The 24396-nt window shown below is 66.7% G+C and carries 21 protein-coding genes; 13 read left to right on the top strand and 8 right to left on the bottom strand.

What is annotated here, in order from left to right:
• Positions 1 to 86 precede the first annotated feature (86 nt).
• The 5 genes from CAP40_RS14430 (at position 87) to CAP40_RS14450 (ending at position 7295) form a co-directional block, all read left to right on the top strand.
• On the top strand, positions 87 to 1400 hold the full coding sequence (locus tag CAP40_RS14430) for a hypothetical protein (protein ID WP_144034369.1): 1314 nt from the start codon (positions 87 to 89) through the stop codon (positions 1398 to 1400).
• 114 nt (positions 1401 to 1514) lie between these two features.
• Positions 1515 to 3458: a CocE/NonD family hydrolase gene (locus CAP40_RS14435; protein WP_086130240.1), complete on the top strand. Its 1944-nt coding sequence runs from the start codon at positions 1515 to 1517 to the stop codon at positions 3456 to 3458.
• An 87-nt stretch (positions 3459 to 3545) separates the two neighbouring features.
• Positions 3546 to 4421, top strand: a complete 876-nt coding sequence (locus CAP40_RS14440; protein WP_179188190.1) for a TonB family protein — start codon at positions 3546 to 3548, stop codon at positions 4419 to 4421.
• Positions 4422 to 4497: 76 nt separating this feature from the next.
• A complete protein-coding gene (locus CAP40_RS14445) occupies positions 4498 to 5886 on the top strand; it encodes a pitrilysin family protein (RefSeq protein ID WP_086130242.1) in 1389 nt (462 codons plus the stop codon).
• Positions 5886 to 7295, top strand: a complete 1410-nt coding sequence (locus CAP40_RS14450) for a pitrilysin family protein (protein WP_086130243.1) — start codon at positions 5886 to 5888, stop codon at positions 7293 to 7295. Before CAP40_RS14445 ends, CAP40_RS14450 begins: the two co-directional genes overlap by 1 nt.
• Positions 7296 to 7436: 141 nt before the next feature.
• Here the strand turns inward: CAP40_RS14450 and CAP40_RS14455 are convergent, their stop codons facing one another.
• Positions 7437 to 9437 (bottom strand): acyltransferase family protein, encoded by a 2001-nt coding sequence (locus tag CAP40_RS14455; protein WP_179188191.1) that lies wholly within the window; start codon positions 9435 to 9437, stop codon positions 7437 to 7439.
• Between the two features lie 521 nt (positions 9438 to 9958).
• Here CAP40_RS14455 and CAP40_RS14460 point away from each other — a divergent pair.
• The gene (locus CAP40_RS14460) at positions 9959 to 10750 is read left to right on the top strand and encodes a hypothetical protein (RefSeq protein WP_086130245.1); all 792 of its coding nucleotides are present in this window, start codon (positions 9959 to 9961) and stop codon (positions 10748 to 10750) included.
• A gap of 67 nt (positions 10751 to 10817) precedes the next feature.
• Here CAP40_RS14460 and rplL read toward each other — a convergent pair whose 3' ends face one another.
• A complete protein-coding gene (gene rplL, locus CAP40_RS14465) occupies positions 10818 to 11195 on the bottom strand; it encodes a 50S ribosomal protein L7/L12 (RefSeq protein WP_086130246.1) in 378 nt (125 codons plus the stop codon).
• Positions 11196 to 11249: 54 nt separating this feature from the next.
• On the bottom strand, positions 11250 to 11765 hold the full coding sequence (gene rplJ / locus CAP40_RS14470; protein ID WP_086130247.1) for a 50S ribosomal protein L10: 516 nt from the start codon (positions 11763 to 11765) through the stop codon (positions 11250 to 11252).
• A 405-nt stretch (positions 11766 to 12170) separates the two neighbouring features.
• Here rplJ and CAP40_RS14475 point away from each other — a divergent pair, with 405 nt between their 5' ends.
• Positions 12171 to 14777 (top strand): TonB-dependent receptor, encoded by a 2607-nt coding sequence (locus CAP40_RS14475; protein ID WP_086130442.1) that lies wholly within the window; start codon positions 12171 to 12173, stop codon positions 14775 to 14777.
• 45 nt (positions 14778 to 14822) lie between these two features.
• On the opposite strand, the gene CAP40_RS14480 is transcribed toward CAP40_RS14475, so the two are convergent.
• Complete coding sequence (locus CAP40_RS14480) at positions 14823 to 16628, bottom strand: hypothetical protein (protein ID WP_144034371.1); 1806 nt, start codon at positions 16626 to 16628, stop codon at positions 14823 to 14825.
• 249 nt (positions 16629 to 16877) lie between these two features.
• On the opposite strand from CAP40_RS14480, the gene CAP40_RS14485 reads away from it, so the two are divergent.
• The 4 genes from CAP40_RS14485 to CAP40_RS14500 all read left to right on the top strand — a co-directional run bounded on the left by CAP40_RS14485 (position 16878) and on the right by CAP40_RS14500 (position 18742).
• Positions 16878 to 17255, top strand: a complete 378-nt coding sequence (locus CAP40_RS14485) for a helix-turn-helix transcriptional regulator (protein WP_218822155.1) — start codon at positions 16878 to 16880, stop codon at positions 17253 to 17255.
• Positions 17256 to 17434: 179 nt separating this feature from the next.
• On the top strand, positions 17435 to 17785 hold the full coding sequence (locus CAP40_RS14490; RefSeq protein WP_086130250.1) for a hypothetical protein: 351 nt from the start codon (positions 17435 to 17437) through the stop codon (positions 17783 to 17785).
• A 30-nt stretch (positions 17786 to 17815) separates the two neighbouring features.
• Positions 17816 to 18262: a hypothetical protein gene (locus tag CAP40_RS14495; RefSeq protein WP_144034372.1), complete on the top strand. Its 447-nt coding sequence runs from the start codon at positions 17816 to 17818 to the stop codon at positions 18260 to 18262.
• 15 nt (positions 18263 to 18277) lie between these two features.
• Positions 18278 to 18742, top strand: a complete 465-nt coding sequence (locus CAP40_RS14500) for a winged helix DNA-binding protein (protein WP_086130252.1) — start codon at positions 18278 to 18280, stop codon at positions 18740 to 18742.
• 142 nt (positions 18743 to 18884) lie between these two features.
• Here CAP40_RS14500 and rplA read toward each other — a convergent pair whose 3' ends face one another.
• A complete protein-coding gene (rplA, locus tag CAP40_RS14505; protein ID WP_086130253.1) occupies positions 18885 to 19577 on the bottom strand; it encodes a 50S ribosomal protein L1 in 693 nt (230 codons plus the stop codon).
• A 4-nt stretch (positions 19578 to 19581) separates the two neighbouring features.
• Positions 19582 to 20013 (bottom strand): 50S ribosomal protein L11, encoded by a 432-nt coding sequence (gene rplK / locus CAP40_RS14510; RefSeq protein WP_086130254.1) that lies wholly within the window; start codon positions 20011 to 20013, stop codon positions 19582 to 19584.
• 231 nt (positions 20014 to 20244) lie between these two features.
• On the opposite strand from rplK, the gene CAP40_RS14515 reads away from it, so the two are divergent.
• A complete protein-coding gene (locus tag CAP40_RS14515) occupies positions 20245 to 20985 on the top strand; it encodes a hypothetical protein (protein WP_086130255.1) in 741 nt (246 codons plus the stop codon).
• Between the two features lie 171 nt (positions 20986 to 21156).
• Positions 21157 to 21804: a hypothetical protein gene (locus CAP40_RS14520; RefSeq protein WP_086130256.1), complete on the top strand. Its 648-nt coding sequence runs from the start codon at positions 21157 to 21159 to the stop codon at positions 21802 to 21804.
• Positions 21805 to 21840: 36 nt separating this feature from the next.
• Here the strand turns inward: CAP40_RS14520 and CAP40_RS14525 are convergent, their stop codons facing one another.
• On the bottom strand, positions 21841 to 23676 hold the full coding sequence (locus tag CAP40_RS14525) for a hypothetical protein (protein ID WP_144034373.1): 1836 nt from the start codon (positions 23674 to 23676) through the stop codon (positions 21841 to 21843).
• 97 nt (positions 23677 to 23773) lie between these two features.
• Positions 23774 to 24322: a hypothetical protein gene (locus tag CAP40_RS20205; RefSeq protein ID WP_179188194.1), complete on the bottom strand. Its 549-nt coding sequence runs from the start codon at positions 24320 to 24322 to the stop codon at positions 23774 to 23776.
• Between the last annotated feature and the right edge of the window lie 74 nt (positions 24323 to 24396).

Below are 24396 nucleotides of genomic sequence, written 5' to 3' on the forward strand. Positions count from 1 at the left end.
TTAGTTGATCGTCCCGTCGCGCGGGGGAAACGTCTCGGCGCAAGCGGGGGAAGCCAATACCGGGTTCCATTCATTGAACCTGCGTTATGACGCAAGCACACGCCCCCATCCGCCCACGCGCCGCGCTGTTGATCGGTGCCGCGCTTTTCGCAACCTCTGCCCATGCGCAGGACGCTCCCCAGCAGGTGACGCCGCCGCCGATCATGACGACGCCGGCACCGTCGCCCGCGCCTGCGCCGGCACCCCAAGCCCAGGTGGTGATGCAGCCCTCGGCCCCGGTGGTTCAGCCGGTTCCCTCGGTCGAGGAGCAGCAGCGCGGCGCCGCTGCGGCCGATGCCCCGGCGCCGGCCGAGCGCCGCGCGACCGCGACGCGGACCACCACGACCCGGACCACCGTCACCCGTGCCGCGCCGGTGCCCGTGCGCGAAGCCGCGCCGGCCCGCCAGGCGGCGCCGGCCGCCGAAACCCCGCTGACGCCGCCGTCGCCGCCGGTCCGGACGGTGCCCGAGCCGCTGCCGCCCCAGGTCGATACGGCCCCGGCGCCCGAGGCCGCCGCGCCGGTGACGGCCGACAGCAGCACGACGCGGAGCACCGGCACCGGCATCGCCTGGCCGTGGCTGCTCGGCGGCCTCGCGCTTGTGGTCGCGGGCCTCGCCGGGTTCCTGCTCACGCGCCGCCGCCGCAACGACGAAGCGGTCACCACCGAGCCCGCGCATGTCGAGCCCGCGCATGCCCGGCCGCTGGCCCATGCGCCGGTGGTCGAGCCGGTCGCGGCGCCCGATGCCGCGGTGATCGCCGAGGCGCCGCCCGTTGTCGCGCCCGTCGCCGCTGCCCCGGCCCTCGCCGAGCAGGTCGAGGAAGCGGAGATCGCCGATGCGAGCAAGGACGACCTTGCCGGCGTCGCGGATGCGGTCGCGCCCGTCGCGCATCGCCCGTGGATCGAGCTCGGCCTGCGCCCGGTGAGCGCCGGGACCACCGAGGAGGAGGCGATGGTCGATTTCGAGCTGACCGTCGGCAATTCGGGCGACATCGCGGCGCGCAACGTCCGCATCTCCAGCTTCATGCTCGCCGACGAATCCGAGGGCACCGAAATGGAGCGGATGCTCACCGAGCGCCGCAGCGAGACGATCGTGCCGCCGGTCTCGATCGATCCGGGCGACGGCACCCGTGTCGACGCGCATCTCGCGGTGCCCAAGGGCGATCTCGGCCGCATGTTCAATCCGGTGGTCGTCGCCGAGGCCCGCTACACGCTGCCCGACGGCAGCGAGGCGCGCACCGCGGCCGCGTTCAGGATCGGCCGCCCGGCCTATGAAGGCGGCATCGGAGCGATCGGCGCGTCGCGTCCGCACGTGACCGACGATCTCGCCGCCGAGCTCTATGGCCAGCCCGAGCACGCCTGATCCCTGAAATATCGGGGACATCGGAGCCCGCTTCTCCCGCAAGGGAGGGGCGGGCTCTTTTCATGCATGCGGTTTTGGGCCTATCGAACGCCACCTTCAGGGAGATGATGTCACATGAAGAAGTCGCTGCTCGCGCTCGCCGCCGGAACCGCCCTCCTCGCCACTGCCGCCGCCCAGGCGCAGGAAAGTCCCGCGCCGGCGCCGGCCCCTGCCTTCAACGACATCCCCGCCAATTTCAGTCCGCCCGCGCTGCCGGCCGACTATATCAAGCGCGAAGTGATGATCCCGATGCGCGACGGGGTGAAGCTCTACACGGTGATGATCATCCCGAAGGGCGCGAAGAATGCCCCGATCCTGTTCACCCGCACGCCCTACAACGCCGCCGGCCGTGTCGTCCGCACCGAAAGCGGCAGGATGATCAACACGCTGCCCGAAGGGGACGAGGTGTTCGTCAAGGCGGGCTATATCCGCGTGTTCCAGGACATTCGCGGCAAGTACAAGTCGGAGGGCGACTATGTGATCACCCGCCCGCCGGTCGGCCCGCTCAACCCGACCAAGGTCGATCACATCACCGATGCCTATGATTCGATCGACTGGATGGTGAAGAACGTGCCGGAAACCAACGGCAAGGTCGGCATGCTCGGCTCGTCTTACGAGGGTTTCACCGTGGTGATGGCGCTGATGGGCCCGCACCCGGCGCTCAAGGTCGCCGCGCCCGAGAGCCCGATGATCGACGGCTGGATGGGCGACGACTGGTTCCACCACGGCGCTTTCCGCCTGGCGAACATCGGCTGGATCGGCGCGCAGACCGGCTACAAGGGCGCCGGCAAGGCGCCGCCGCGCCCGGACTGGGACGATTACGACACCTTCCGCCGCGTGGGCAGCGCCGGCGACTGGGCCAAGCAGTTCGGCTATGACCAGCTGCCCGCCTGGAACAAGATGAGCCAGCACGTCTCCTACGACCAGTTCTGGCAGGAACAGGCGCTCGACAAGCTGCTGGCGAAGAATCCCTCGAACGTGCCGACGCTGTGGGAACAGGGCATCTGGGACCATGAGGACATGTACGGCGCGATCCATGCCTGGGAAGCGCTCCAGAAGACCCCTCAGGCCGACAAGAACTTCCTGCTGATGGGTCCGTGGCGCCATTCGGGCTTCAACTATAACGGCTCGACCCTCGGCCAGCTCGCCTTCGAGGGCGATACCGCGCTCCAGGCTCGTCGTGACATCCTGCTGCCGTTCTTCAATGCCTATCTCAAGGACGGCGCGCCGCCGTTCACCCCGGCCAAGGCGAGCTTCTACAATACCGGCGAGAATCGCTGGGACTATCTGAACAAATGGCCGCTGGCCTGTAACGACGGCTGCGGCACCAAGCTGACGCCGATCTACCTCAAGCCGGCCGAGGGCCTGGGCTTCGACAAGCCGGGCGCCGGCTCGGACTCCTATGTCTCCGATCCCGCCAAGCCGGTCCCGCATCTGCCGCGCCCGGTCAACTTCCAGGACGGCCGCTGGTCGACCTATCTCGTCACCGACCAGCGCTTCGTCGACGGCCGGCCCGACGTGATGACCTATATGACCGAGCCGCTCACCGCGCCGGTCCGCGTGTCGGGTGCGCCGCTGGCGGACATCTTCGCCAAGACCACCGGCACCGACGGCGACTTCGTGGTCAAGGTGATCGACGTCTATCCCGACGATTACGTCACGAAGAAGGAGATGGGCGGCTTCCAGCTGCCGATCGCGATGGACATCTTCCGCGGCCGTTATCGCGACTCGTTCGAGCATCCCACGGCGATCCCGGCGAACAAGGTGCAGGAGTACAAGTTCCGCCTGCCGACGGTGAACCATGTGTTCCAGCCCGGGCACCGGATCATGGTCCAGGTCCAGTCGAGCCTGTTCCCGGTCTATGACCGCAATCCGCAGAAGTTCGTGCCGAACATCTTCTTCGCCAAGCCGGAAGACTATCAGAAGGCGACGGTGACGCTGATGTATGGCGGTGCGCAATCGAGCAGCGTGCTGCTGCCGGTGGTGCCGCTCGACCAGTCGGCGAACGCGGAGAAATGATCGAACCGCGCCGGGGCGTTGCGGGTTGTCGTAACGCTCCGGACACATGCGACTGAGATCAACGCCCGGCAATTCGGGGGAATGTCGATGATCAGGACACTGCTTTTCTGCCTGGCGCTTGCCGGAACCGGCGCGCCGGCGCTTGCGGCCGGGCGGCCCGGCGAAAAACCGGTGGAGACGCTCACGCGCCACGGCAAATGGCTGGTCGACTATAGTCGCGATGCCTGCAACCTCGCCGCGCAGATGGGGGAGGGCAAGACGAGCGTGATCGTTCGGTTCACCCGCTACGAGCCGGGGGACGTATTCGATCTCTCGGTCTATGGCGACCGTTTTCGGACGGACGGCGTGAAGGTAGAGGGCACGGCCGATTTCGGCATCGCGGAGAAGCCGGTGGCGATCGACGGGCTTTCGGGCGACGCGGGCAAGCTTCGCGCGATGTTCTTCAGCGGCGTGCGGCTCGACGGCTGGGAGCGGAAGGGCAAGGGGGACCTGGTGCCCCGGATCACGCCCGAGCAGGAAGCGCGCGCCACCGGCATGACGCTGGCCATTCGCGGCAAGCGCCCGGTACGGCTCGAGTTCGGCTCGCTGGGCAAGCCGCTGGCCGAGATGCGCAAATGCATGGACGCGCTCGTCACCAGCTGGGGCTATGATGCCGCCCAGCAGGCGGCGGGGCTGCGTCCGGTATCGGCGATCACTTCGCCGGGCGGCTGGCTCAGTTCGAACGACTATCCGCCTGGCGCGCTGTCCGGCGGCCACAACGGGCTGGTGCAGATCCGCCTCGACGTCGATCCCGAAGGCAAGGTCGCGGGGTGCTTCGTCCTGGCCCGTACCAGCCCGGACGATTTTGCCGACATCACGTGCCGCGCCGTCGCCAGGCGCGCCCGGCTCCAGCCGGCGCTCGACGCCCAGGGCAAGCCGATGCGGTCCTTCTGGGTGGTGAAGGTGCATTGGCTGGCGGGGTGATCCGGCTCTTGCGCCCGGCGCCCCATGCCGTGCTAACCTCGCAATACAGTTCCCGAGTCCCAGGGGGTCCAGAACGATGAAGCATTTGAGCCTGGCGCTTGCCCTTGCGGCGGTGGCGCTCCCGGTGGCGGCGCATGCCCAGGCCGGCGCCACCGCCGCGAACAAGCTGCACGTCGACGCGCAATATTTCACCTTGCCCAACGGCCTGCGGGTGGTGCTGACGCGGGACACGATCGCGCCGACGGTGACGGTCGGCGTCTATTACGGCATCGGCTTCCGGGTGGAACCCAAGGACCGCACCGGCTTCGCCCACCTGTTCGAGCATCTGATGTTCCAGGGATCGAAGCACGCGCCCAAGGGCGTGTTCGACACGACGATCACCAATTCCGGTGGCGTCAACAATGGCTCGACCCGGTTCGACTTCACCAATTATTTCGAGATCGTCCCCTCGGGCGCGCTCGAGCGGATGCTGTGGCTCGAGGCCGACCGCATGGCCAATCCGGTGATCGACGACGTCGTGCTGAAGAACCAGCAGGGCGTGGTCGGCAACGAAGTGAAGGTCAACGTCCTCAACCAGCCCTACAGCACGTGGCCGTGGATCGACCTGCCGATGCTGGCGAACGTCAACTGGTACAACAGCCATAATTTCTACGGGGATCTCAAGGAGATCGAGGCAGCGACGGTGCCGGACGCCCAGGCGTTCTCGAAGGAATTCTACCGGCCGAACAACGCCGTGCTCGTGATCGCCGGCGACATCGACTATGCCGCGACCCGGGCGATGGTGGAGAAATATTTCACGCCCATTCCCTCGGCCGCCCCGGTCACGCAGCCCGACATTTCCGAGCCACGCCAGACCGCCGAGAAGTTCAAGAGCCGGGTCGACGCGCTGGCACCCAAGCCGGGCTATGCCGCGGGCTATCACGTGCCGGCACGCGGCACGCCCGAATGGTATGCGATGGGGCTGATCGACCAGATCCTGCTCCAGGGCGACGACAGCCGGCTGTTCAAGAAGCTCGTTTCCGACACGGGCATCGCCGGCGAGCTTTCGGGCGGGATCAACGGCGATCTGGGCAATATGTTCAACTATCGCGGGCCGATGCTGTGGAGCTTCAGCTTCACGCACGACACGACGCACTCGGCCGCGCAGATCACCAAGGCGGTGGACGAGGTGATCGAGGCGCTGCGCACCACGCCGGTCAGCGCCGCGGAGCTGGAGCGCGCGCGCACCAAGATGCGCTCGGAGCTGTACGGCACCATCGACGGGGGCGGCCGTGTCGGCCTGATCGACTTGCTCGCCGTCTATGCGCTGTTCGACAATGATCCCGCCGCGGTGAACAGGATCGAGGAAGGCTTCGCCAAGGTGACGCCCGCGCTGATCCAGAAGACAGCCCAGGAATATCTCCGCAAGACCAACCGCTCGGTCTATGTCATCGAGCCCGGCGCCCAGCCCAAGGGAGGCAAGTGATGAAGCGCATGCTCTTCGCATTCGCGGCCGTGCTCGCCGCCGTTCCGGCGCTGGCGCAGGACAATTTCCCGCCGGCACCGCCGATCGCGGATCCCAAGCCGTTCAGGCTGCCGGCGACCGAGACCTATGCGCTGCCCAACGGGCTGCAGGTCACGCTGATCCCCTATGGCATCGCGCCCAAGGCGGTCGTGTCGCTGCGCGTGCGCGCCGGCGCGGTCGACGAGGGTGACGCCGTGTGGCTCTCCGAAGTCACCGGGGCGCTGATGAAGGAAGGCGCCGCGGGCAAGACCGCCGCCGATCTCGCCGCCGCCGCCGCGGGCATGGGCGGGCAGCTCAACGTCAGCGCGGGCATGCAGTCGACCACGGTGGGCGTGAACGTGCTTTCCGAGCATGCGCCGGCCGCGATCGCGCTGGTGAGCGACGTTGCGATCCGGCCGACGCTGCCGGCGAGCGAGCTCGCCCGGGTGAAGGCCAATCTCGGCCGCCAGCTCTCGGTCGCGCTGTCGCAGCCGGGCACGCTGGCCGATGTGGCGCTGGGCCGCGCCATCTATGGCGCGAACCATCCCTATGGCCGCATCATCCCGAGCGCGGCGCAGCTCCAGGGCTATACGATCGCGCAGGTAAGGGCCTTCCATGCCGGCCAGTTCGGCGCGAAGCGCGCGCATCTCTATGTCGCCGGCCGGTTCGACGCGGTGGCGGTGAAGGCTGCGATCGACAAGGCGTTCGCGGGCTGGGCGGCCGGCCCCGACCCGGCAGTGCTGCAGAGCCCGCACCAGCCGGGCCCGCGGATCGTGCTGGTCGACCGGCCGGCGGCGCCGCAGGCCACGCTGCGCCTGAGCTTCGACGCGAACCGCGCGGGCACCGAGGCGGACATTCCCCAGCGCGTGACCAACGCGCTGCTGGGCGGTGCGTTCAGCTCGCGGATCACGCGCAACATCCGCGAGGACAAGGGCTATACCTATTCGCCCGATTCCGACGTGGAATTCACGCCCGAACAGGCACTGTGGACCTTCCAGGCGGACGTGACCACCGAGCATACCGGCGACTCGCTGAAGGAGGTCTTCAAGGAGATCCGCCGGATGCAGACCGAGCCGGTGCCGGCCGAGGAGGCCAAGGGCATCCGCACCTATATGGCCGGCCTGTTCGCGATCTCGAACTCGACCTCGGGCGCGGTGGTCGGCACGCTGGCGACTCGCGACCTGCTCGGCCTGCCGGGCGACTGGACGGAACGCTATGTCCCCGCGGTGCTGGCGGTGACGCCGGAGCAGATGATGGCCTCGGCGACGGCTTCCTATCCGCTGGGCAAGCTCACTCTGGTGGTGGTCGGCGATCTCAAGACGGTCGTGCCGCAGCTCAAGGCCCAGCCCGAACTGGCGAACGTGCCGATGACCACGGTGACGGTGCCCTAACATGCCTCCCCTCCCTGCAAGGGGAGGGGATCGAGGGGTGGGTGGCGTCCCGGCTATACTGCGATCGATTGTGGTGCCGGTGCCGCACCGCACGCAAGGACCCACCCTCCCTCCTCCCCCTCGTGGGGGAGGGGAGCTCCATCACCGAACCCCCAGGATCGTCCGCTTGAGGTCCGCATAGATCAGGTCGTTGCCGAGCCCGCTCGGATGATCGCCGTCGAAGAAGAGCGGGCGGCCACCCGGCACCGCCTCGCAGGTCGGGCCGGGGCAGAAGATCGGCAACGGGTCCCAGAGGATGGTGCTGCGCTGGCCGGCGGCCAGCACGCGCATCGCGCGCATCACGTCGCCGCGGCGCTGGAGCATCGCCTCGCGCCCGATGGTGAGCCCGTGGCAGGCAGGGTTGGCGCGATTGAACCAGTCGGTGCAGCGGAAGATCGGGCTGGGGAAGACCGGCTTGGGCGCCTCCAGCACCAGCCGCGCGCTCCTGGCGGCGAGCCGTTGCGTGATTCCCTGCGCTTCGGCGAGCGCGGCGGCGGAAACCCTGTCGTCGTGCCGGCCCGCCAGGTCGCGATCCTTCTCGAACTGGTTGGCAAGGCGCGTGACGCGCAGCCCGGGCAGGAACACCACGTCGCCCGGCCGCGAGCGGCGCACGATGTCGCGTTCCACCGCCTGATACCAGTCGGCACAGCGCGGGCGCGCGGCGTGGCTCAGGATCAGCTTGAGATAGGGGCAGGCGGGCCGGAAATAGAGCCGCACGCTCGCACCGGTCTCGGCGACGAGCCGGCGCAGCGCGGGGGCATAGGCGAGGCCGTGCGAGTCCGCGGGCACGAAGAGTGTGAAGCCCCCTGGCCGGGCGCAGCGCGGCGTCCATAGCGTCACCTTGCCGCCTGCCAGCCGTTCCTCGCCGTCGATCGGCGTACAGCCGGTAAGGTCGAGCGGCAGCGGGCGGCCGGGCTCAGCGTACCAGGCGAAGCGATCGCGCGTGACGCTGAGCGTGATGCGGTTGTGCGCGGCGATCAGCAGCTGGCCGCCGAGCGCGGCGGCCAGCACCACGGCCAGCGCCGCCGCGACGACGCGCCCGCGCGGCCAGCCGGCCATCCGGCGGCTCGAGCGCAGCGGCTTCTCGACCAGGAAATAGGAGAGGATCGCCAGCGCCACCGTGATGGCGAGCGCGGCGAGCTGGAGCGTCGGCGTGTGCAGGCCGGCGGTCCAGCGGAACAGCACGAATACCGGCCAATGCCAGAGATAGAGCGAATAGGAGAGCAGCCCCACCGCCACCATCGGTCGGCCGGCCAGCGCGCGGGGCGCCGTGCCGCCCAGGATCGCCATGATCACGAACGCCGTGCCCAGGACCGGCAGCAGGGCGCCGGGGAAGGGGAAGAACGGCCCCTCGGGCAACGCGAAGCCGGCCGCGATCGCCAGCGCCCCCAGCGGCGCCAGCCAGGCCTTTCCCGCGGCCCAGGGTTGCCAGCGCGCGCGTGTCAGGCAGAGCAGCATGCCCGCGCCCAATTCCCAGAAGCGCGGGAAGATCAGATAGAAGGCGAACTTGTTCGCGAACAGGGCCAGCACCGCGCAGAGCAGCAGCGAAAGGCCGGAGAGGATGGCCACCAGCCGCACCGCCTTGGCGCCGGCCTGCAGTTGGTGATGCCACCAGAGGATGAACGGGAAGAACAGGTAGAACTGTTCCTCCACGCCGAGCGACCAGCTGTGGGTGAAAGGGTTATAGGCTGCTTGCGGGCCGAAATAGCTGTCGGTGTCGGTCGCCAGCACGATGTTGCTGAGCCCCAGAAAGGCGAAGCGGCCGACCTGGGCAAGGCTGTTGCTCAGCCAGGCATCGGGAATGAAGAGCTGTGCGGCGAACAGCGTGGCGAGCAGCATCGCGATCAGCGCCGGCATGATCCGCATCAGGCGCCGCGCATAGAACCAGGCGGCGAGCTGCCCGAAGCTGGCGAACGTGCGGCCGAGCAGCGAACCCGTCACCACGAAGCCCGAAATGACGAAGAAGATGTCCACGCCGGTGAAGCCGCCGGGCAGCGCCCCGGGCCGGAGGTGGAAAAGGATCACCGAGGTAACAGCGATGGCGCGCAGCCCGTCGATCGCCGGAATATAACCGGGGCCGTCCCCCGTTCGTTCGCCTGCCACCAATATCTCCCCAGATCGTTCGCCCTGTAAGGGACGGAACCGGCAGGGACAATCCGCCCTCGCCATGCGGCGAACCGGGCGCGGCGTGCAGCCGGCGTTCATCTTCGGAGGGCCAGAAAATCGTGGTGAACGCAGGGAGGCTCAGGACTGGTTGGCTATGCGGTCTGGCCGCGGCATCGATCGCCGCGCCGCTGGCCCATGCGCAGGATTCGCCGACCCCCAGTCCCAGCGCCGCGCCGATCATCACGCCGCCGCCAAGCGTTCGGCCGCAGCAGTTGCCGGGGGTAATCCCGGAGCGATTCAGCATCGGCTCCGCGCCGAGCCCGACGCCGGCGCCGACGCCGGTACCTTCACCCACGCCCGCACCCACGCCCGCCGCTCGTGCTACTCCCGCCGCGCAGCGGGCTACGCCGGTTCCCCGTGTCGCGCCGCAACCGCATGCAACCGCGCCCGTCGCGGGCGTGCCGGCGCCGGCGGCGGTGCCCGCGCCATTGCCGGCCTCCACGCCGTCTCCCCCGGGCATGGCGTCGCCGACGCCGCAGCCGGTCGTGATCGCCGCGCCTGCACCCGATGTTCCGCCCTGGATCTGGGCATTGGCCGGCGCGGGGGGAACCGCGTTGCTCGGGCTGGGCGGCTGGCTGCTCCTGCGCCGCCGTCGCCGCGATGCGGCAAGGGAAGACGGTTTCGAGGTCGAGCCGGTGTCGATCCCGGCGCCGCCCGTCCAGGCTCCGCCCGGCCTGGGCCGCGCCACGCGGCCGGCCGAACGTGCGCCGGTGCCCGTGCAACCGGCCCCGGTCCCTTCGCCCGCGCTTGGCGCCGATCCTTTCGAGCTGGGCCTGAATCCCCTCCGGATCGTTTTCGCCGAGAACGAGGTACTGCTCGAGTTCGAGCTGCTGATCGGCAACGGCTCGGGCGCCTCGGCGGAGAATATCCGCATCGCCTTCGCCGCGATGAGCGCGCATGCCCGGCAGGACGAGGTGATCGCCGGCTTCCATGCCGGGCCGCCGGGCGAGCCGGGCGGCCCGCCCTTCGACTTGCCCCCCGGCGGCGGCGGGCGGATGCCGGCGCGTGTCGCCATCGCGCGAACGGGCGTGAACGTGGTGCAGCTCGGCGGCCGGCCGATGTTCGTGCCGATGGTGCTGATCGATATCCGCTGGCGCGGCGGCCTGAGCATTCGCCGCTTCGGTGCCGATTTCATCCTCGGCACGACGGGGCAGGGCGGGAAGCTCGGCCCGATCTGGCTCGACCGCCCGGCGCCGGCCGGTCCGCTGGCGGCGAACCGCTATTTCGCGAAGCAGGTGGCCGCGGCCTGAGCCGCGCACAGAAAAGGGCGGCCCGTTGCCGGACCGCCCCGATCTGTTCGCTGAGAAGCTAAGAAGCTTACTTGACCTCGACGGTCGCGCCAGCTTCCTCGAGCTGCTTCTTGATCTTCTCGGCCTCGTCCTTGTTGACGCCTTCCTTGACCGCCTTCGGAGCCGACTCGACCAGGGTCTTGGCTTCGGTCAGGCCCAGGCCGGTGATGGCGCGGACTTCCTTGATGACGTTGATCTTCTTGCCACCGTCGCCGGTGAGGATCACGTCGAACTCGGTCTTCTCTTCGGCGGCCGGAGCAGCGGCGCCAGCGCCACCCGGGGCGGCGACGGCGACGGCAGCGGCGGCCGAGACGCCCCACTTCTCTTCGAGAAGCTTCGAGAGCTCAGCGGCCTCGAGAACGGTCAGCTCCGAAAGCTGGTCAACAAGCGCGTTAAGGTCAGCCATGATAAACTCCAATCAAATCAGATGTTTCGGGATAAATAAACTTGCAAGATCCGCTTATGCGGCGTCCTTGGCCGCATAGGCGCCGAAAACGCGCGCGAGCTGCGCGGCCGGTGCCTGGGTAACGGTCGCGAGCTTGGTCGCCGGAGCGACGATGAGGCCCACGAGCTTGCCGCGCAGTTCGTCCAGCGACGGCAGCGAGGCGAGCGCCTTGATGCCTTCCTGGTCGAGCACCTGGGTGCCCATTGCGCCGCCGACGATTTCGAGCTTGTCGTTCGTCTTGGCGAACTCGACCGCCACCTTGGCCGCAGCCACGGGGTCGATCGAGGTGGCGAGCGCCGTCGGACCCGTCAGCAGGTCCGCGATCGCCGCGTAATCGGTGCCGCTGGCAGCGATCTTGGCAAGCTTGTTCTTCGAGACCTTGTAGCTCGCGCCGGCCTCACGCATCTTGTTACGGAGGTCCGTCGATTGCTTGACGGTCATCCCGAGGTTGCGGGTGATGACCACCACGCCAACCTCGCCAAAGGTGCGGTTCAGCTCGGCAACGGCGTCAGCCTTCTGGGAACGATCCATGCCGGTCTCCTCGTTATGAGCGTCTCCCTTGCGGGAAATGCCCGGTTACAAAATGTCCGAGGGGAAGGATCGTCGTGCCCGGTTATCCCTGGGCATGACCCGCGCGCTCCACGCGGGAGCCGCCGGTGAAAATCTGTCCCCGTCTAGGCAAGAGATTAAGCAGGGCAAATTCCCCGCGCTTGCTGTCTCGGACGGTCTCCTCCCGAAGGAGGAAGGCGCGCCAATAGCGATATTTGTGGATAAGTCAACCAAGCGTGGAGCGCCGATGGAGAGGGGCGGGCCCGTTGCCATCTGCGCTTCATCGGCGTTTCCCGGATGTTTCACCAAACCACAACAGGACTGCCACATACCGCGCCTAGGCGGCGATGCTGCGGCGCAACGACGCCGTGACTCCAGGGGGGTATGATGACCGTTCGCCACACGCTTCGCGCTACCGTTTGCGCCGCCGTTCTCGCCACCGCTGCAATGGCGGCACCCGCGCAGGCCCAGGACCGCACGCCGCCTGCCACGGGTGAGAATGCGCCCGAGAACAACGCACCCGAGAATGCCGGCGACAGCTCGATTCTCGTCGTCGCCAAGCAGACGCGCTCGGCCACCGCGATCCCGGCGAGCGAGATCCAGAAGATCCTGCCCGGCGTCTCGCCGCTGAAGGCGATCCAGACGCTGCCCGGCGTGCTCTATGTCACCGCCGATCCCTGGGGCAACAACGAGCAGAATGCCCAGATCTTCATCCATGGCTTCGCCGGCAACCAGCTCGGCTATACGATGGACGGCATTCCGCTGGGCGACCAGAGCTATGGCAACTACAACGGTCTCTCGCCGCAGCGCGCGGTGATTTCGGAGAATGTCGGCCGCGTCGTCGTGGCGACGGGCGCCGGCGATCTCGCCACAGCGTCGAACAGCAACCTGGGCGGCACGGTCGAGACCTATTCGTCCGATCCCACCCAGATGTTCGGCGTCACCGCCAACCAGACCGCGGGCAGCTACAATACCTCGCGCACCTTCCTGCGTCTCGACACCGGCAATCTTGGCGGGGGCGGCACCAATGCCGGCTACCTCTCGGTCGCGCGGCAAAAGGCCAAGGCCTGGGACTTCAACGGCTGGCAGGGCGGCTGGCAGGCCAATGCCAAGTTCGTCCATGACGATGCGGTCGGCAAGCTGACGCTCTATTTCGACTATAACGACATGACGCAGCCGAACGAGGACGCCACGGTCTTCTTCAAGCCGTCGGCCGGCGGCACTGCCACCCCGGTGCAGCTCTACACGCCCTATACCAAGCCGTTCTTCTATTCGGATTTCAACGGCTATCGCAGCTACATCAACGCGCTGGGCAACTCGCCGGCGGCCCAGGGCGGCAACTACCGCAACTATTATTCGGATGCGCAGCGCACCGATTACCTCACCTATGCGCGCTACGACGCCAGGATCGCCGACAATGTGACGCTGTCGAACACGATCTATTTCCACCACAATGACGGTGCCGGCGTCGTCGCCGGCCCGCTCGGCCAGTCGATCACGACCGCGCAGCCCTATCTCGATCCAGGCTATGCGAGCCTCGACTTCCGTTGCCGCTTCGGCGCCAACGGCAATGGTGTATTGCCGGCTGCGTGCGCGGCGCTGCCTGCAGGCCCGGGAGTCATCAACGCCGCCCAGGCGGCGGCGCGCGGCGCGGCGCTGGTCGCCGCCACCGGCGGCTCGGGCCTGATCACCCGCACCACCGAATATCGCATCGACCGTGGCGGTGCGATCACCGCGCTCAACATGGACCTGGGCGACCACCAGATCGAACTGGGCGGCTGGTTCGAGCACAACAGCACCACCCAGTGGCGCCGCTGGTACGCCGTTCCCGCCGGCAATCCGGGGCTCAGCACGCCGTACATCCGTCCGCTCGAGGTGATGCAACCGTTGTTCACCCAATATCAGGGCGAGGCGCGGATCAACCAGCTGCAGCTCCATGTCCAGGACACCTGGCGCGTGTTCGAGCCGCTGCTCGTGCAGTTCGGCTTCAAGACCAGCGCGCAATGGGCCAATGGCTGGTATCCCGTGCAGCCCCGGCTCGGCTCGCTCTCGGGCCTGACCGGTGGCCTGCCGGAGGGCAAGATCAACACGCTGAAATGGTTCCTGCCGGCCGTCGGCGCGACCTGGGACTTCAACGGGCACGAGGAAGTCTATTTCAACGTCCAGAAGAACCTGCGCCAGTATCAGGCCTATCTGGCCGGCGGCGGCGGCCCGTGGTTCACCGGCAGCCAGACCGCGTTCAACGCCTTCGCCAATGACGGCAAGCCGGAGAGCAGCTGGACCTATGAGGCGGGTCTGCGCACGCATCGCACCTTCGGCGGCGGTATCGGGCTCGACGCGCAGATCAACTATTACCGCGTCGATTTCAGCGACCGGCTGCTGGCGATCTCGACCAATCCGGGCGGCATCGCGGGCGGCCAGATCGCCGGCGGCACTTCGATCCTGGTCAATGTCGGCGACGTGCGCACCAACGGCGTCGACGCGGCCTTCACCCTGCGCTTCGGCCGCACCTTCTCCTTCTACAACGCCACGTCGTACAATCTCTCCAAATATCGGAGCGACTATACTTCCGCGGCGACGGGCATCGGCGGCGCCACCAATAGCTGCATCGGCGGCTTCCTGGTGGTCGGCGGCGTGGTCCCGACCTGCGGCAAGCAGCTGCCGGGCACGCCGAAGTGGATGAACAAGAGCGTCGCGACGCTCAATGTCGGCCCGGTCGAGGCGCAGCTGGTCGGCGACTATGTCGGCAAGCGCTTCGCGACCTATTCGAACGATGCCAGCGTCGGCTCCTATTTCCTCACCTCGCTCAGCGTCGGTGTGGACCTGCCGGCCGAAATGCTGGGGATGAAGAAGGCGAAGCTCAGCCTCAACATCACCAACCTGGGCGACATCAAGGGCGTCTCGACCCTGTCGGTCGGCTCGGCGACGAACAACTATTCGGCCTATCCCATCCCGCCGCGCCAGTGGTTCCTGACCTATTCGGCCGGTTTCTGACGACAGGCATGGGAAAGGGCCGGGGGCCAGGCTCCCGGCCCTTTCCTATTGTTCGAGCCTGGAGAGCAGCGCGCGGGCCGGCGCCGTCTCCGGTGTTTCATAGGGGCCATTGGCCACCGTGATCAGCGCGTTGCGGGCGGCTGCGGCATTGCCGCGCTTCGCCAGCGCCTCGCCCAGCAACAGCCTGGATCCCGGGGCGGCGGGGACGGCGTCGACTGCCTTCATCAGGCCTTCGATCGCCACATCGGGCGCGGTTTCGCCGGCGGCGGCGAAGCTGCGATAATAGGCCAGGAGCGGCAGCGGATTCTCGCTGTCGGCGCGATTGGCCCGGGCAATGGTGATCCGCGCGGCCTTTAGCTCGCCGGCCCGCGCGCTCGCCGGAGCGGCCAGCGCGATCCCGGCTTGCGCAATACCCTGCCAGGCAAGCGCATCGCCATTGCCCGGTGCCAGGGCCAATGCCCTGGCGGCGGCGGCGGCGCATTCCTGCATGTTGTCGCTGCGGCATTCCGCTTCGGCCAGCAGCAACTGGGCATCGCGGTTCGTGGAATAGCGCGCGGCGTCACGGCGGAGGCCCCTGAGCCATTCGTCGCGGCGGGCGATCGCGGCGATATGCTGCCTGTCTGACTTCGGATCCGCGGATGCCGGCGGGATGGCCAGGCGCGCGCCGAGCTCCAGCCGCCCCTTGACGAATGCGGCTTCCCCCTCGCTCAATCGCCGGACAATCGGTTCGGCGGCGCGTTCGGCGGGGTAGGACATCCGCTCGAAAGGCAGCTTGCCCCGATCATAGGCGACGAGTTCGTCCTGCAGCTTGCCGAGGTCGCCGAACGCCGCCGCTGCCCGTTCCATCGAGCCGCCGGCGGCGATCGTCGCAAGATAGGCGCGGAGCTGGCCTCTGCGTTCGTTCGAGAAGAACAGCATATGGGTGAGCGCCCAGGCGTGAAACGGCGTCCAGCGCTCGCCGGCATTGCGATCGGCCAGATAGCGGCCGGTAACGATGTCCGCGACCGGATAGCGCCGATAGCGATCCAGCACCTTGCGATAGCCTTCGGGCGCGCGGCCATATTCCATCCGGGTGCCGCCTTCCGTCGCCAGGGTCGCGAAGAGCTCGCCGAACCCGTCGACATACCAGCGCGGATAGGCATGCGGGAAATAGGTGAGCAGGAAATGGCGGGCATAGCCGGCAAGGATGCGCCCCTCCGCCGATACCGGCACGGCCAGTTCGTTGACCGAGACGGCGAGCGGATCGTTGCGGCCGAACCGGGCGATCGAGCCGGCTTGGCTGGCCGGGAGCGCCGCGCTCGCCCCGGGATTCCCGGCCGGGGCGCCGGGCGTTTCCGTGGCTGCCGGCGTGGTGGCGCGCACCAGGTCGGGCAGGATGGCGGCAAGGTCCTGGCCCCGTTCGAGGATTGCTTTCTGATCGAAGCGACTCGCGGCGAACACCGCCCCGTCCTCGCGGGGGTCGTAATAGGCGGGCCCTGGAAAGGCGCGGCTATAGGGGCCGGGCGAATATCTCAGGTTCCTGAGCTCCATCGCATCGAATTCGGCGCCGTCGCCGACCAGCGTCACCCGAAGCTTGCGCGTATCATCGGGCTTGTCGGCTCGGTTCAGCAGCACCGAGAGGAGGAAATGGAGCCGCTCCAGGTCATGGGCGATCCGGGCCAGATCCTTCTCGCTGCCCTGGCTGATCGCCACGACATGATCGGTTTCGGCCTGATGCCAGCTGCTTGCCCGGTCGCGCTGGCCCCGCACCACGATCGGCATGTCCTGGGCGGGGGGATTTGCCTCCTGTGCCGGGGCGTTTTCGGGCAGGACGATCAAGGCAAGTGCTAAAATCGCGCGGGCACTACGCATATCGCCTCTCCCCCTTTGTTGTCAGTACGTTACTATGCTTGTTACGTCGGGGGGAGGGAAGCGCGCTATGGCGGTTCGGCCAGGCCCGGAATCGCGGGTGGTCCGGAAGCGGAGGGGAAAGCCTTTTCGGCTGGATTCCCAGCCGGCTGCGGCCAATATTTCCTATTCTCCCTTAACAAGGGAAACGGCCGAAAATCGCACCAACTCGGTTGGATTCGCGCGCGCGATGGCTAAAAGCTGGCGGCGATGGTGACCGGGACGATCGATCAACTCACTGCGCGCGAACGCGATTGCCTGCGGCTCGTCGCGCGCGGCATGTCGTCCAAGGAAATCGCCCTCGCGCTGGGGCTCTCGCCTCTCACCGTCGACGGCTATCTGAAGGAAGCCGCGCGCACGCTGGGCGTTTCGAGCCGGCGTGAGGCCGCGCGCATCCTGGCCGCGCACGAGCAGCTCTCTGCGCAGGCCGGGGAAACGCCCCCCCAAAATTTGGGGGCCGAGCCGGCGGACCTTGCCGAAACGGTGCATTCGGGGGTTCCATTGCCTCCGAAACGGTCCGAAGCCGAACCGCGTTTTCGGGTCCCGTTTCTTTCGGGTCCCGTTTCTGAGGCAGGGGAAGCAAACAAATGATCTGGACCCATTCAACCGACTGATGTGGATCTTCGGCCTCGCGCTGCTGATGCTGATCGCGGTGGCCAATTTCCTCAACGGTCTGGGGGCGCTCTGGCGCATTACCGGCTAGCCCCGGCCTCTTTTGAACCACCCAATCTAGATCCGTCGCAGCCCCTCCGCTGCGCGAAGGAGGACTCATGACGTCTCCGAAGAAGATTGCCGCCGTGCGCATCGCCCGCTCGCTGCGGCCTGCGGAAGTCGCGGTGAATGAAGCTGCGCTCAAGGTGCTCGCGATGGGCACCGCCGTGCTCACTGCCCGGGCCGACGGCACTTTCCATCCGCTCGAGGCCCAGGATGCGGTCGACTATGTCGGTGCGGCCACGGCCAAGGTGTTCGGCGCGATGTCGGACATCAAGAAGGCGCATGGCGAACTGCGCGGCGTCGGCCTGCGCCATCAGGTGCTCGGAGCGGGTGACATCTTCGAGACTCCGGGTCATGACGACCCCCGTGGCGAAGCGGAAATCCTTCCGCTCACCGTCGCAGCATGAGGGGGGCCTTGACTTGGCTGGGGTTCGTTGGTGCGGTCGCGCCATATGAACGTGCTCGTCTATCTGGTCGTGCTGCTCCTCTGCTGCCTCTACGCGGTTACGCGCGGAGGCTTGCCGGAGCGCCTTGCAGTGCTCATTCTGGTGCTCGCGATCGTCGCATCGCACTTCGCACCGGTGTCTGGCCAATATCGCTTCCAGAAGATGGAGGTGGGGCTGCTCGCGGTCGATTCGGGCATGTTCCTCAGCACCATGCTGCTGTCGCTGCGGGCGCAACGCTATTGGCCGATGTGGCTGTCCGCGGTGTATCTCAACATCGTGGTGACGCATCTGCTGATGCTCACCCCTTCGCTGATGCCATGGTCCTATGCGGTGGCGAACGCCGCATGGAACTATCCCGGCCCGCTCCTCATCGCGATCGGCGCGGCGCGGCATCGGCAACGGTTGAAGCGCTACGGGGCGGATCCCGCCTGGTCCTGACGAAGGAGGGGCATCATGGCTGAGGCGGACAATTCCGCGTATCGCCTGCGCGATCGGCCGATGGTCCCGCCCAAGCCGGCCGCAGGGGGGGTGGCGTTCACGGGAACGGCGGCGGATCTGGTGGAGGGCATCTATCGTGCCCGCCGGCTGCGCGACGATGCCTTCGGGCCGATCGCCGGGCAGTTCCGCGAGCCGACCTGGGACATATTGCTCGATCTCTACCTGGCCGCCGCCAAGGGGCGACCGGTATCGGTGAGCAGTGCCTGTATCGGCAGCGGTGCGCCGCAGACCACGGCGATCCGGCACCTTGCCCTGCTCGAGAGTGCCGGGCTGGTGGTCCGCACGCCCAATCCGATGGACAATCGGGCAGGCATCGTCACCCTCACCGAAGAGGCGATCCGTCGCGTCGACGACTGGGCCCGCCGGGTGCGGAGCGTGTGGAAGGCGGAAACGCCCCTGCCGGGCGATCCGGTGGTCTGAGCCGTCCCCTTCGCGGGGGAGGCAGAAAGGGGCCGGGGGCTGTGCCTTCGGCCCTTTTTCCGTCTTCCGCGGCACACGCACGAAAGGAAAGGGCCGGGGGATCGCTCCCCCGGCCCTTTCGTTGTTCGGCAGTGCCGGTGGATCAGACGGCCGCGACTTCCGCGACGTCGACCTTCACGCCCGGGCCCATCGACGAGCTCAGGGCGACCTTCTTCAGATACTTGCCCTTGGCGCCCGACGGCTTGGCCTTGACCACCGCGTCGACCAGCGCGTCGAAGTTCGCGCGCAGGTCTTCCGCCGGGAACGACGCCTTGCCGATGCCCGAGTGGATGATGCCGGCCTTCTCGACGCGGTACTCGACCTGACCGCCCTTGGCGGCCTTCACGGCTTCGGCGACGTTCATGGTGACGGTGCCGAGCTTCGGATTCGGCATCAGGCCCTTCGGGCCCAGCACCTTGCCGAGGCGGCCGACCAGGCCCATCATGTCCGGGGTCGCGATGCAGCGATCGAACTCGATCTTGCCGCCCTGGACGATCTCGAGCAGGTCCTCGGCGCCAACGACGTCGGCACCAGCCTCGCGGGCTTCGTCAGCCTTGGCACCCTTGGCGAACACGCCGACGCGCACGGTCTTGCCGGTGCCCTTCGGGAGCGTGACGACGCCGCGGACCATCTGATCGGCGTGACGCGGATCGACGCCCAGGTTCAGCGCGACTTCGACGGTCTCGTCGAACTTCGAGGTGGCGTTGGCCTTCACCAGCGCGATCGCCTCGTCGACGCCGTGCAGCTTCTCGCTGTCGATGGTCCAGGTCTTCTGCTTCTTGGTCAGCTTCGCCATGTCCTTAGCCCTCCACAACCTGGAGGCCCATCGCGCGGGCCGAGCCCTCGATGATGCGGGTGGCCGCCTCGATATCGTTAGCGTTCAGGTCCTTCATCTTGACCTGGGCGATCTCGCTCAGCTTCGAGCGCGCGATCTTTCCGGCGGAAACCTTGCCCGGCTCCTTCGAGCCCGACTTCAGGTTCGCGGCCTTCTTGATGAGGTAGGTCGCCGGCGGCGTCTTGGTCTCGAACGAGAACGAGCGGTCCGCATAGACGGTGATGACGGTGGGGAGCGGGGTGCCCTTTTCCACGTCGCCGGTCTGGGCGTTGAACGCCTTGCAGAATTCCATGATGTTCACGCCGCGCTGACCCAGAGCCGGGCCGATCGGCGGCGAGGGGTTCGCAGAGCCCGCAGGCACCTGCAGCTTGATATAGCCGGTAATCTTCTTTGCCATGTCACTCTCTTTCGCGGGGCCTTGGCGCGAAGCCGGGACCCCTGATCAAGTCGAGCGGTAAAGCGGCCGTGCGGACACGGCCTCCCGCGGTTTTCCATTGCTGTTGCCTTGGAAGGGCGCGCGCCTAGCCTATTCCGGCGCGAAACGCAATGCCGCCGCGGGGCGGCGGGCCCTCCCTTGCCGGAAGTGGCGTGCCGTGTTCAAATCGATTGGGGCAAACAAGGGGGAATCATGAATACCAAGCTGCTTTCGGCGGCCGCCTGTGCGGCTGCCCTGTGCGCTGTGCCGGCCATGGCGCAGGAGGGCGTTGCGCCTGCGCCCGTCGTCGCGGAAACGACCGTATCCGATGCGGCGATGCCGTGCGAACTGCACGTTTGGCCGACGCACAATTATCTGGGCTTCAACGCGGGCCTGCTTTCGGGCTTCGGCCTTGTCGGCATGCTGGCCGATGACGCCGCGCACGAGGGGCGGGTGAAGACAGTCAAGGATCTGATGCGTGAATATCTGGGACCGGAAGTCCAGATGGCGGAGCTGAACAAGCTCGGCATCGCGCAAACGCTGAAGCTCAAGGGCTATCGGATCGTCGTCGAGGAGCCGACGCCCTTCAACGAGGATCTGAAGAAGGATCCCGCGCTCAAGGCCCAGGTCAAGGCGCTGAATGCCCGGATCAAGGCCGGCAAGCGGATCACCGATTCGACGCATGGCTGCTATGCCGAGCTGATCACCACGCACATCTTCTACCACAAGGCGATGATGTACGGCTCCAATCTGTTCACCGGCTGGATCTACCGGGAGTTCGGCGACAAGCAGATCGCCACCAAGACGGCGACCGGCCAAGTGAAGAACCCCCTGGAGGATTTTCCGCCCAAGACGCCGGAAAAGCTGGAAGCCGCCAAGGCCGAGCTGCGCGACGCCTATGCCAAGGACTTTGTCGAATATGTCCAGAAGAAGGTGATGGGCGGGACGAAATAATCGCCCGGGCGATCGGTGGGGCCGGCGACATGGCTGCCGGCCCCTTCATTTTGGCGCATATCGGCCTTGCCAATTGGCCTGACAAGCGACACGTTGTTTCCTATCGGCGGCACGAGCCTCGGCTCCCACGAGACCTGCCGAGCAACCAAGGAGGCGATGGAGAAAGATGCCATGTTCATGCGCAATCGCGCCACCGCGTTCGCGGCGGCCGGCCTGATCCTCGCCACTACCGGTGTTGCCTGGGCCTATACGACCGATACCGATTCGGGCGGGAGCATCACCAATATCAGCGGCGGCAAGCGCTTCGTCATCCAGCAGCGCACGGACAGCACCCCGGGCCGCGCCGAACTGCGCGGCACCTCCAGCACCACCGGCGCTTCGGCGAGCGGGCGGTTCAAGCTGGTGAGCGGCGGAAAATATGTGAGCGTGATGCAGGTGCTCAACGTCGTCGCCGCAGGCGCGACCTCGGGGCCTTCCGAGCCGATCACCCAGCTTGCCGTGCGGCCCAAATCGGGGGGCAATTACGAATTCTACGTCGTGCAGGGCAGCCAGGTGTGCAGCGGCGCCCCAACGGTGGTGGTGGGCAGCACCTATGACGTGAGCGTATCGGTGAGCACCGGCCAGAGCCCGCAATATCGGATCAACGGCGTCGTCTGCCAGAAATCGAACCCGGACGGGGACAGGGCCGGCACCGTCTATGACGGCAGCCTCAAGAGCGGCCGCTATTTCTATCCGAAGATGGGCGCCTACAATACGAGCAGCAACCAGTCCCAGAGCGGCGGCGGCTCGACGATCGAATGGACCGAGATCGCGATCTGAGGGAACGGGGATCGGCCGCTCGCACGCGGCCGATCCCTAGTTCCGATCGGCGGGGCACGACCAGGCGTCGATCGAACTCGCCGGCAGCGCTTCGCCTCTCTCGATCGATGCCATCCAGCGATCGACCTGTCCTCTCAGATCTTCGCTGTCGGCGAATCTATGCGGGGCGTTGACCGTGACGATGCGGCTGTTCGCGCAATAGGGCCGCGGAAGGTCGCCGGGCCGTGACGTGCGATCAAACGAAGCGAATAGGAAGAAGGCAGGGCGGCGCGCGTCGCGTCCGCTGGCCAATCCTGACAGACCGGCGTTGAACGCGGCACGGTTTTCGTCGGATACGCCGATGGTTGCGCGCTCGAAGATGGGTTGGCGATCGAGATCCCCGGCGAAGAGCTCCTCTGTCTGGAGCCACTCGGCTGCGGGACGGGACTTGAGATAGGGCACCGTGCCGACGAGCCCACCGGCCCGTCCCCGCATCAGGCCGTCGAGCGCGATGGCAGGGCCGCCGCCAAAGCTCTCGCCATGCGCGATCACGGGAAGATGGGGATAGGCGGCGTCGATATATCGAGCGACTGCCTCGGCATCCCGTCGCAAGGCGTCCGGGCCCTTTGCCTTCAAGCGCGTCGAGACCTCCACGCCCGAGCCCACCGTGCCGCTATATCCCGCGAGCAGTACCGCCCAGCCGCGCGCGAGATATTTGCGGATCGAGTTGTCGTCCGTCATATCGGCCGGGTCGCCAGTCGGGCCGCCCCGGAAGAACGCCACCACGCCCTTTGGCTTCGGGGGGCTCAGTTCGATCAGCCCCAGCGGCCATTGTGGAGAACCTGCCTGGACGATGCGGATGGCGGTCGGCGATATGGGGCCCCTGGGGTTGCATTCATGCCGAAACGCACGGCCACCAACCGAGGCGTGGAAAGAAGGCGAGCCGTCGAGATTCTTGAGAACGAGCGCATAGTTGCCGCGTTCGTCGGCGGACAGGCGCCACAGCATCGCCCCCGGCCGTTCCCGCAGCAGTTGCAGGATCGCGGATTGCGCGCGGCGGGACTTGCCACCGTCGACGGAGAGGCGCACGTCCCGCAGCGCATAGGAGCCGAGCAATTGCCCGGATCGGCTCGAGATCAATGCCCGGGAAAAGAGCGGCATGTCGACTGCGTGCCAGGCCTTTCCGTGTCGCACGAACTGGACGCCCACGCCCGATACGCGCCATGTGCCGCCCGGGCCATGCGAGAAGGCGCCGAACTTGAGGAAGGATATCGGGATCGGGAGCGGTGCCGTTTCGCCATCGATCCGGGCCGCGCCACCCAATGTGAGATTGTCGTGACGGATCGACGCGAGATGCTTCCCGTCGATGAGGAGCTGTATCGTGGTCTCGGGCGTTGCCTTGTCCCAGATTGTCCTGCCTGCGGCCCGCCTGGCGGCCTCCAGCAGCGCGGGATCGCGAAGGAGCGGCGTCGCGGAATCGAAGCTGCTCAGCACCGCACCCAGGCTCTTGCCCACCGGAACGCGGCGCACGAAGGGCATCCACAGCGGGTTGGCGCTGCTGGCGACGCGCAACTCGACGAGATTCTCGAGATTCTCGGCTATGGTCAGACTCTTGTCACCAACTCCCCAGGACACCGGGCGCGGCGGCCGCAGCCCTTCGATCGTAGTCATGCAGCCATCGACCATGCCGCGCTCGATAATGCAGGGTGCGTTGGCAACGACGATCCGCTGCGAGTCGAGGACGAGCGACGTGCCCCTGAATTCCGCGCGACTGAACATGAGATAAGACGCTGTCGGCGATAATCCGACAGCGTCCATGCCCACGGCGTTCATCTCGCAGAGATTATCCGCGCCGCCGGGGTAAGTGCCCAGGGTGTCTCCAGTCAGATTCATATAATCTGATTTAGAAATGATCTCCTGATTTATATTGTCATGTGGAGTCATAATCGAAGCAATTATGAATATCATCATGAAGGCGCCGTGTATTGATTTAGTTACGCATTCTATACATTACTTCGCCGTCACTCATATGCCAGAATCCTTGGCTATCCTTTATATACTGTATGTCTGCGGCACCGTTTCCATTCGTGTCGGCGAAAATCTTCCCATCAGATGTCTTCCATATGATCCAATCTCGATCAAAGCCTAGGGCTTTATTGAAGGAGCTTGCTTTGTGATCTATTGTGATGGTGATTTTATTTTGATCAAATAGGGAATTTATTCGCGCTTCGCGAGCGTGCCAATCCTTCTTAAGTTCCAGCGTCTTATCGATCAGCCATCGCGCCATTTCCAATCCTGGGCCCAAGACATCGGGGCCATCGCTCCCCGGGCTGCCTGCCCCAAGATCCGCCGGATCGCCGGGATAGGAATTCCCGGTCTCCGGCCCGCCATATCCATGGCTGAAGCCCATGCTAGGAACTCCATAGCGGAATCCTCTGACTTCGATATCGGGGCCGCCGGCAAGGATCATCCCGTCGAGTGTTGCCCCGGTTGTACCCCAGCCGCTGGCCACGAGATCGATTTCGTGCGCGTTCAACATTCTCACGATACATTCCTCACTATTCGAAGATGAAACGAACATTGTTCTTGTGAGGCGACCGGGCGCGTCATGGC

It is taken from the genome of Sphingomonas sp. IBVSS2, from assembly GCF_002127225.1.
Classification (GTDB): Bacteria; Pseudomonadota; Alphaproteobacteria; order Sphingomonadales; family Sphingomonadaceae; genus Sphingomonas.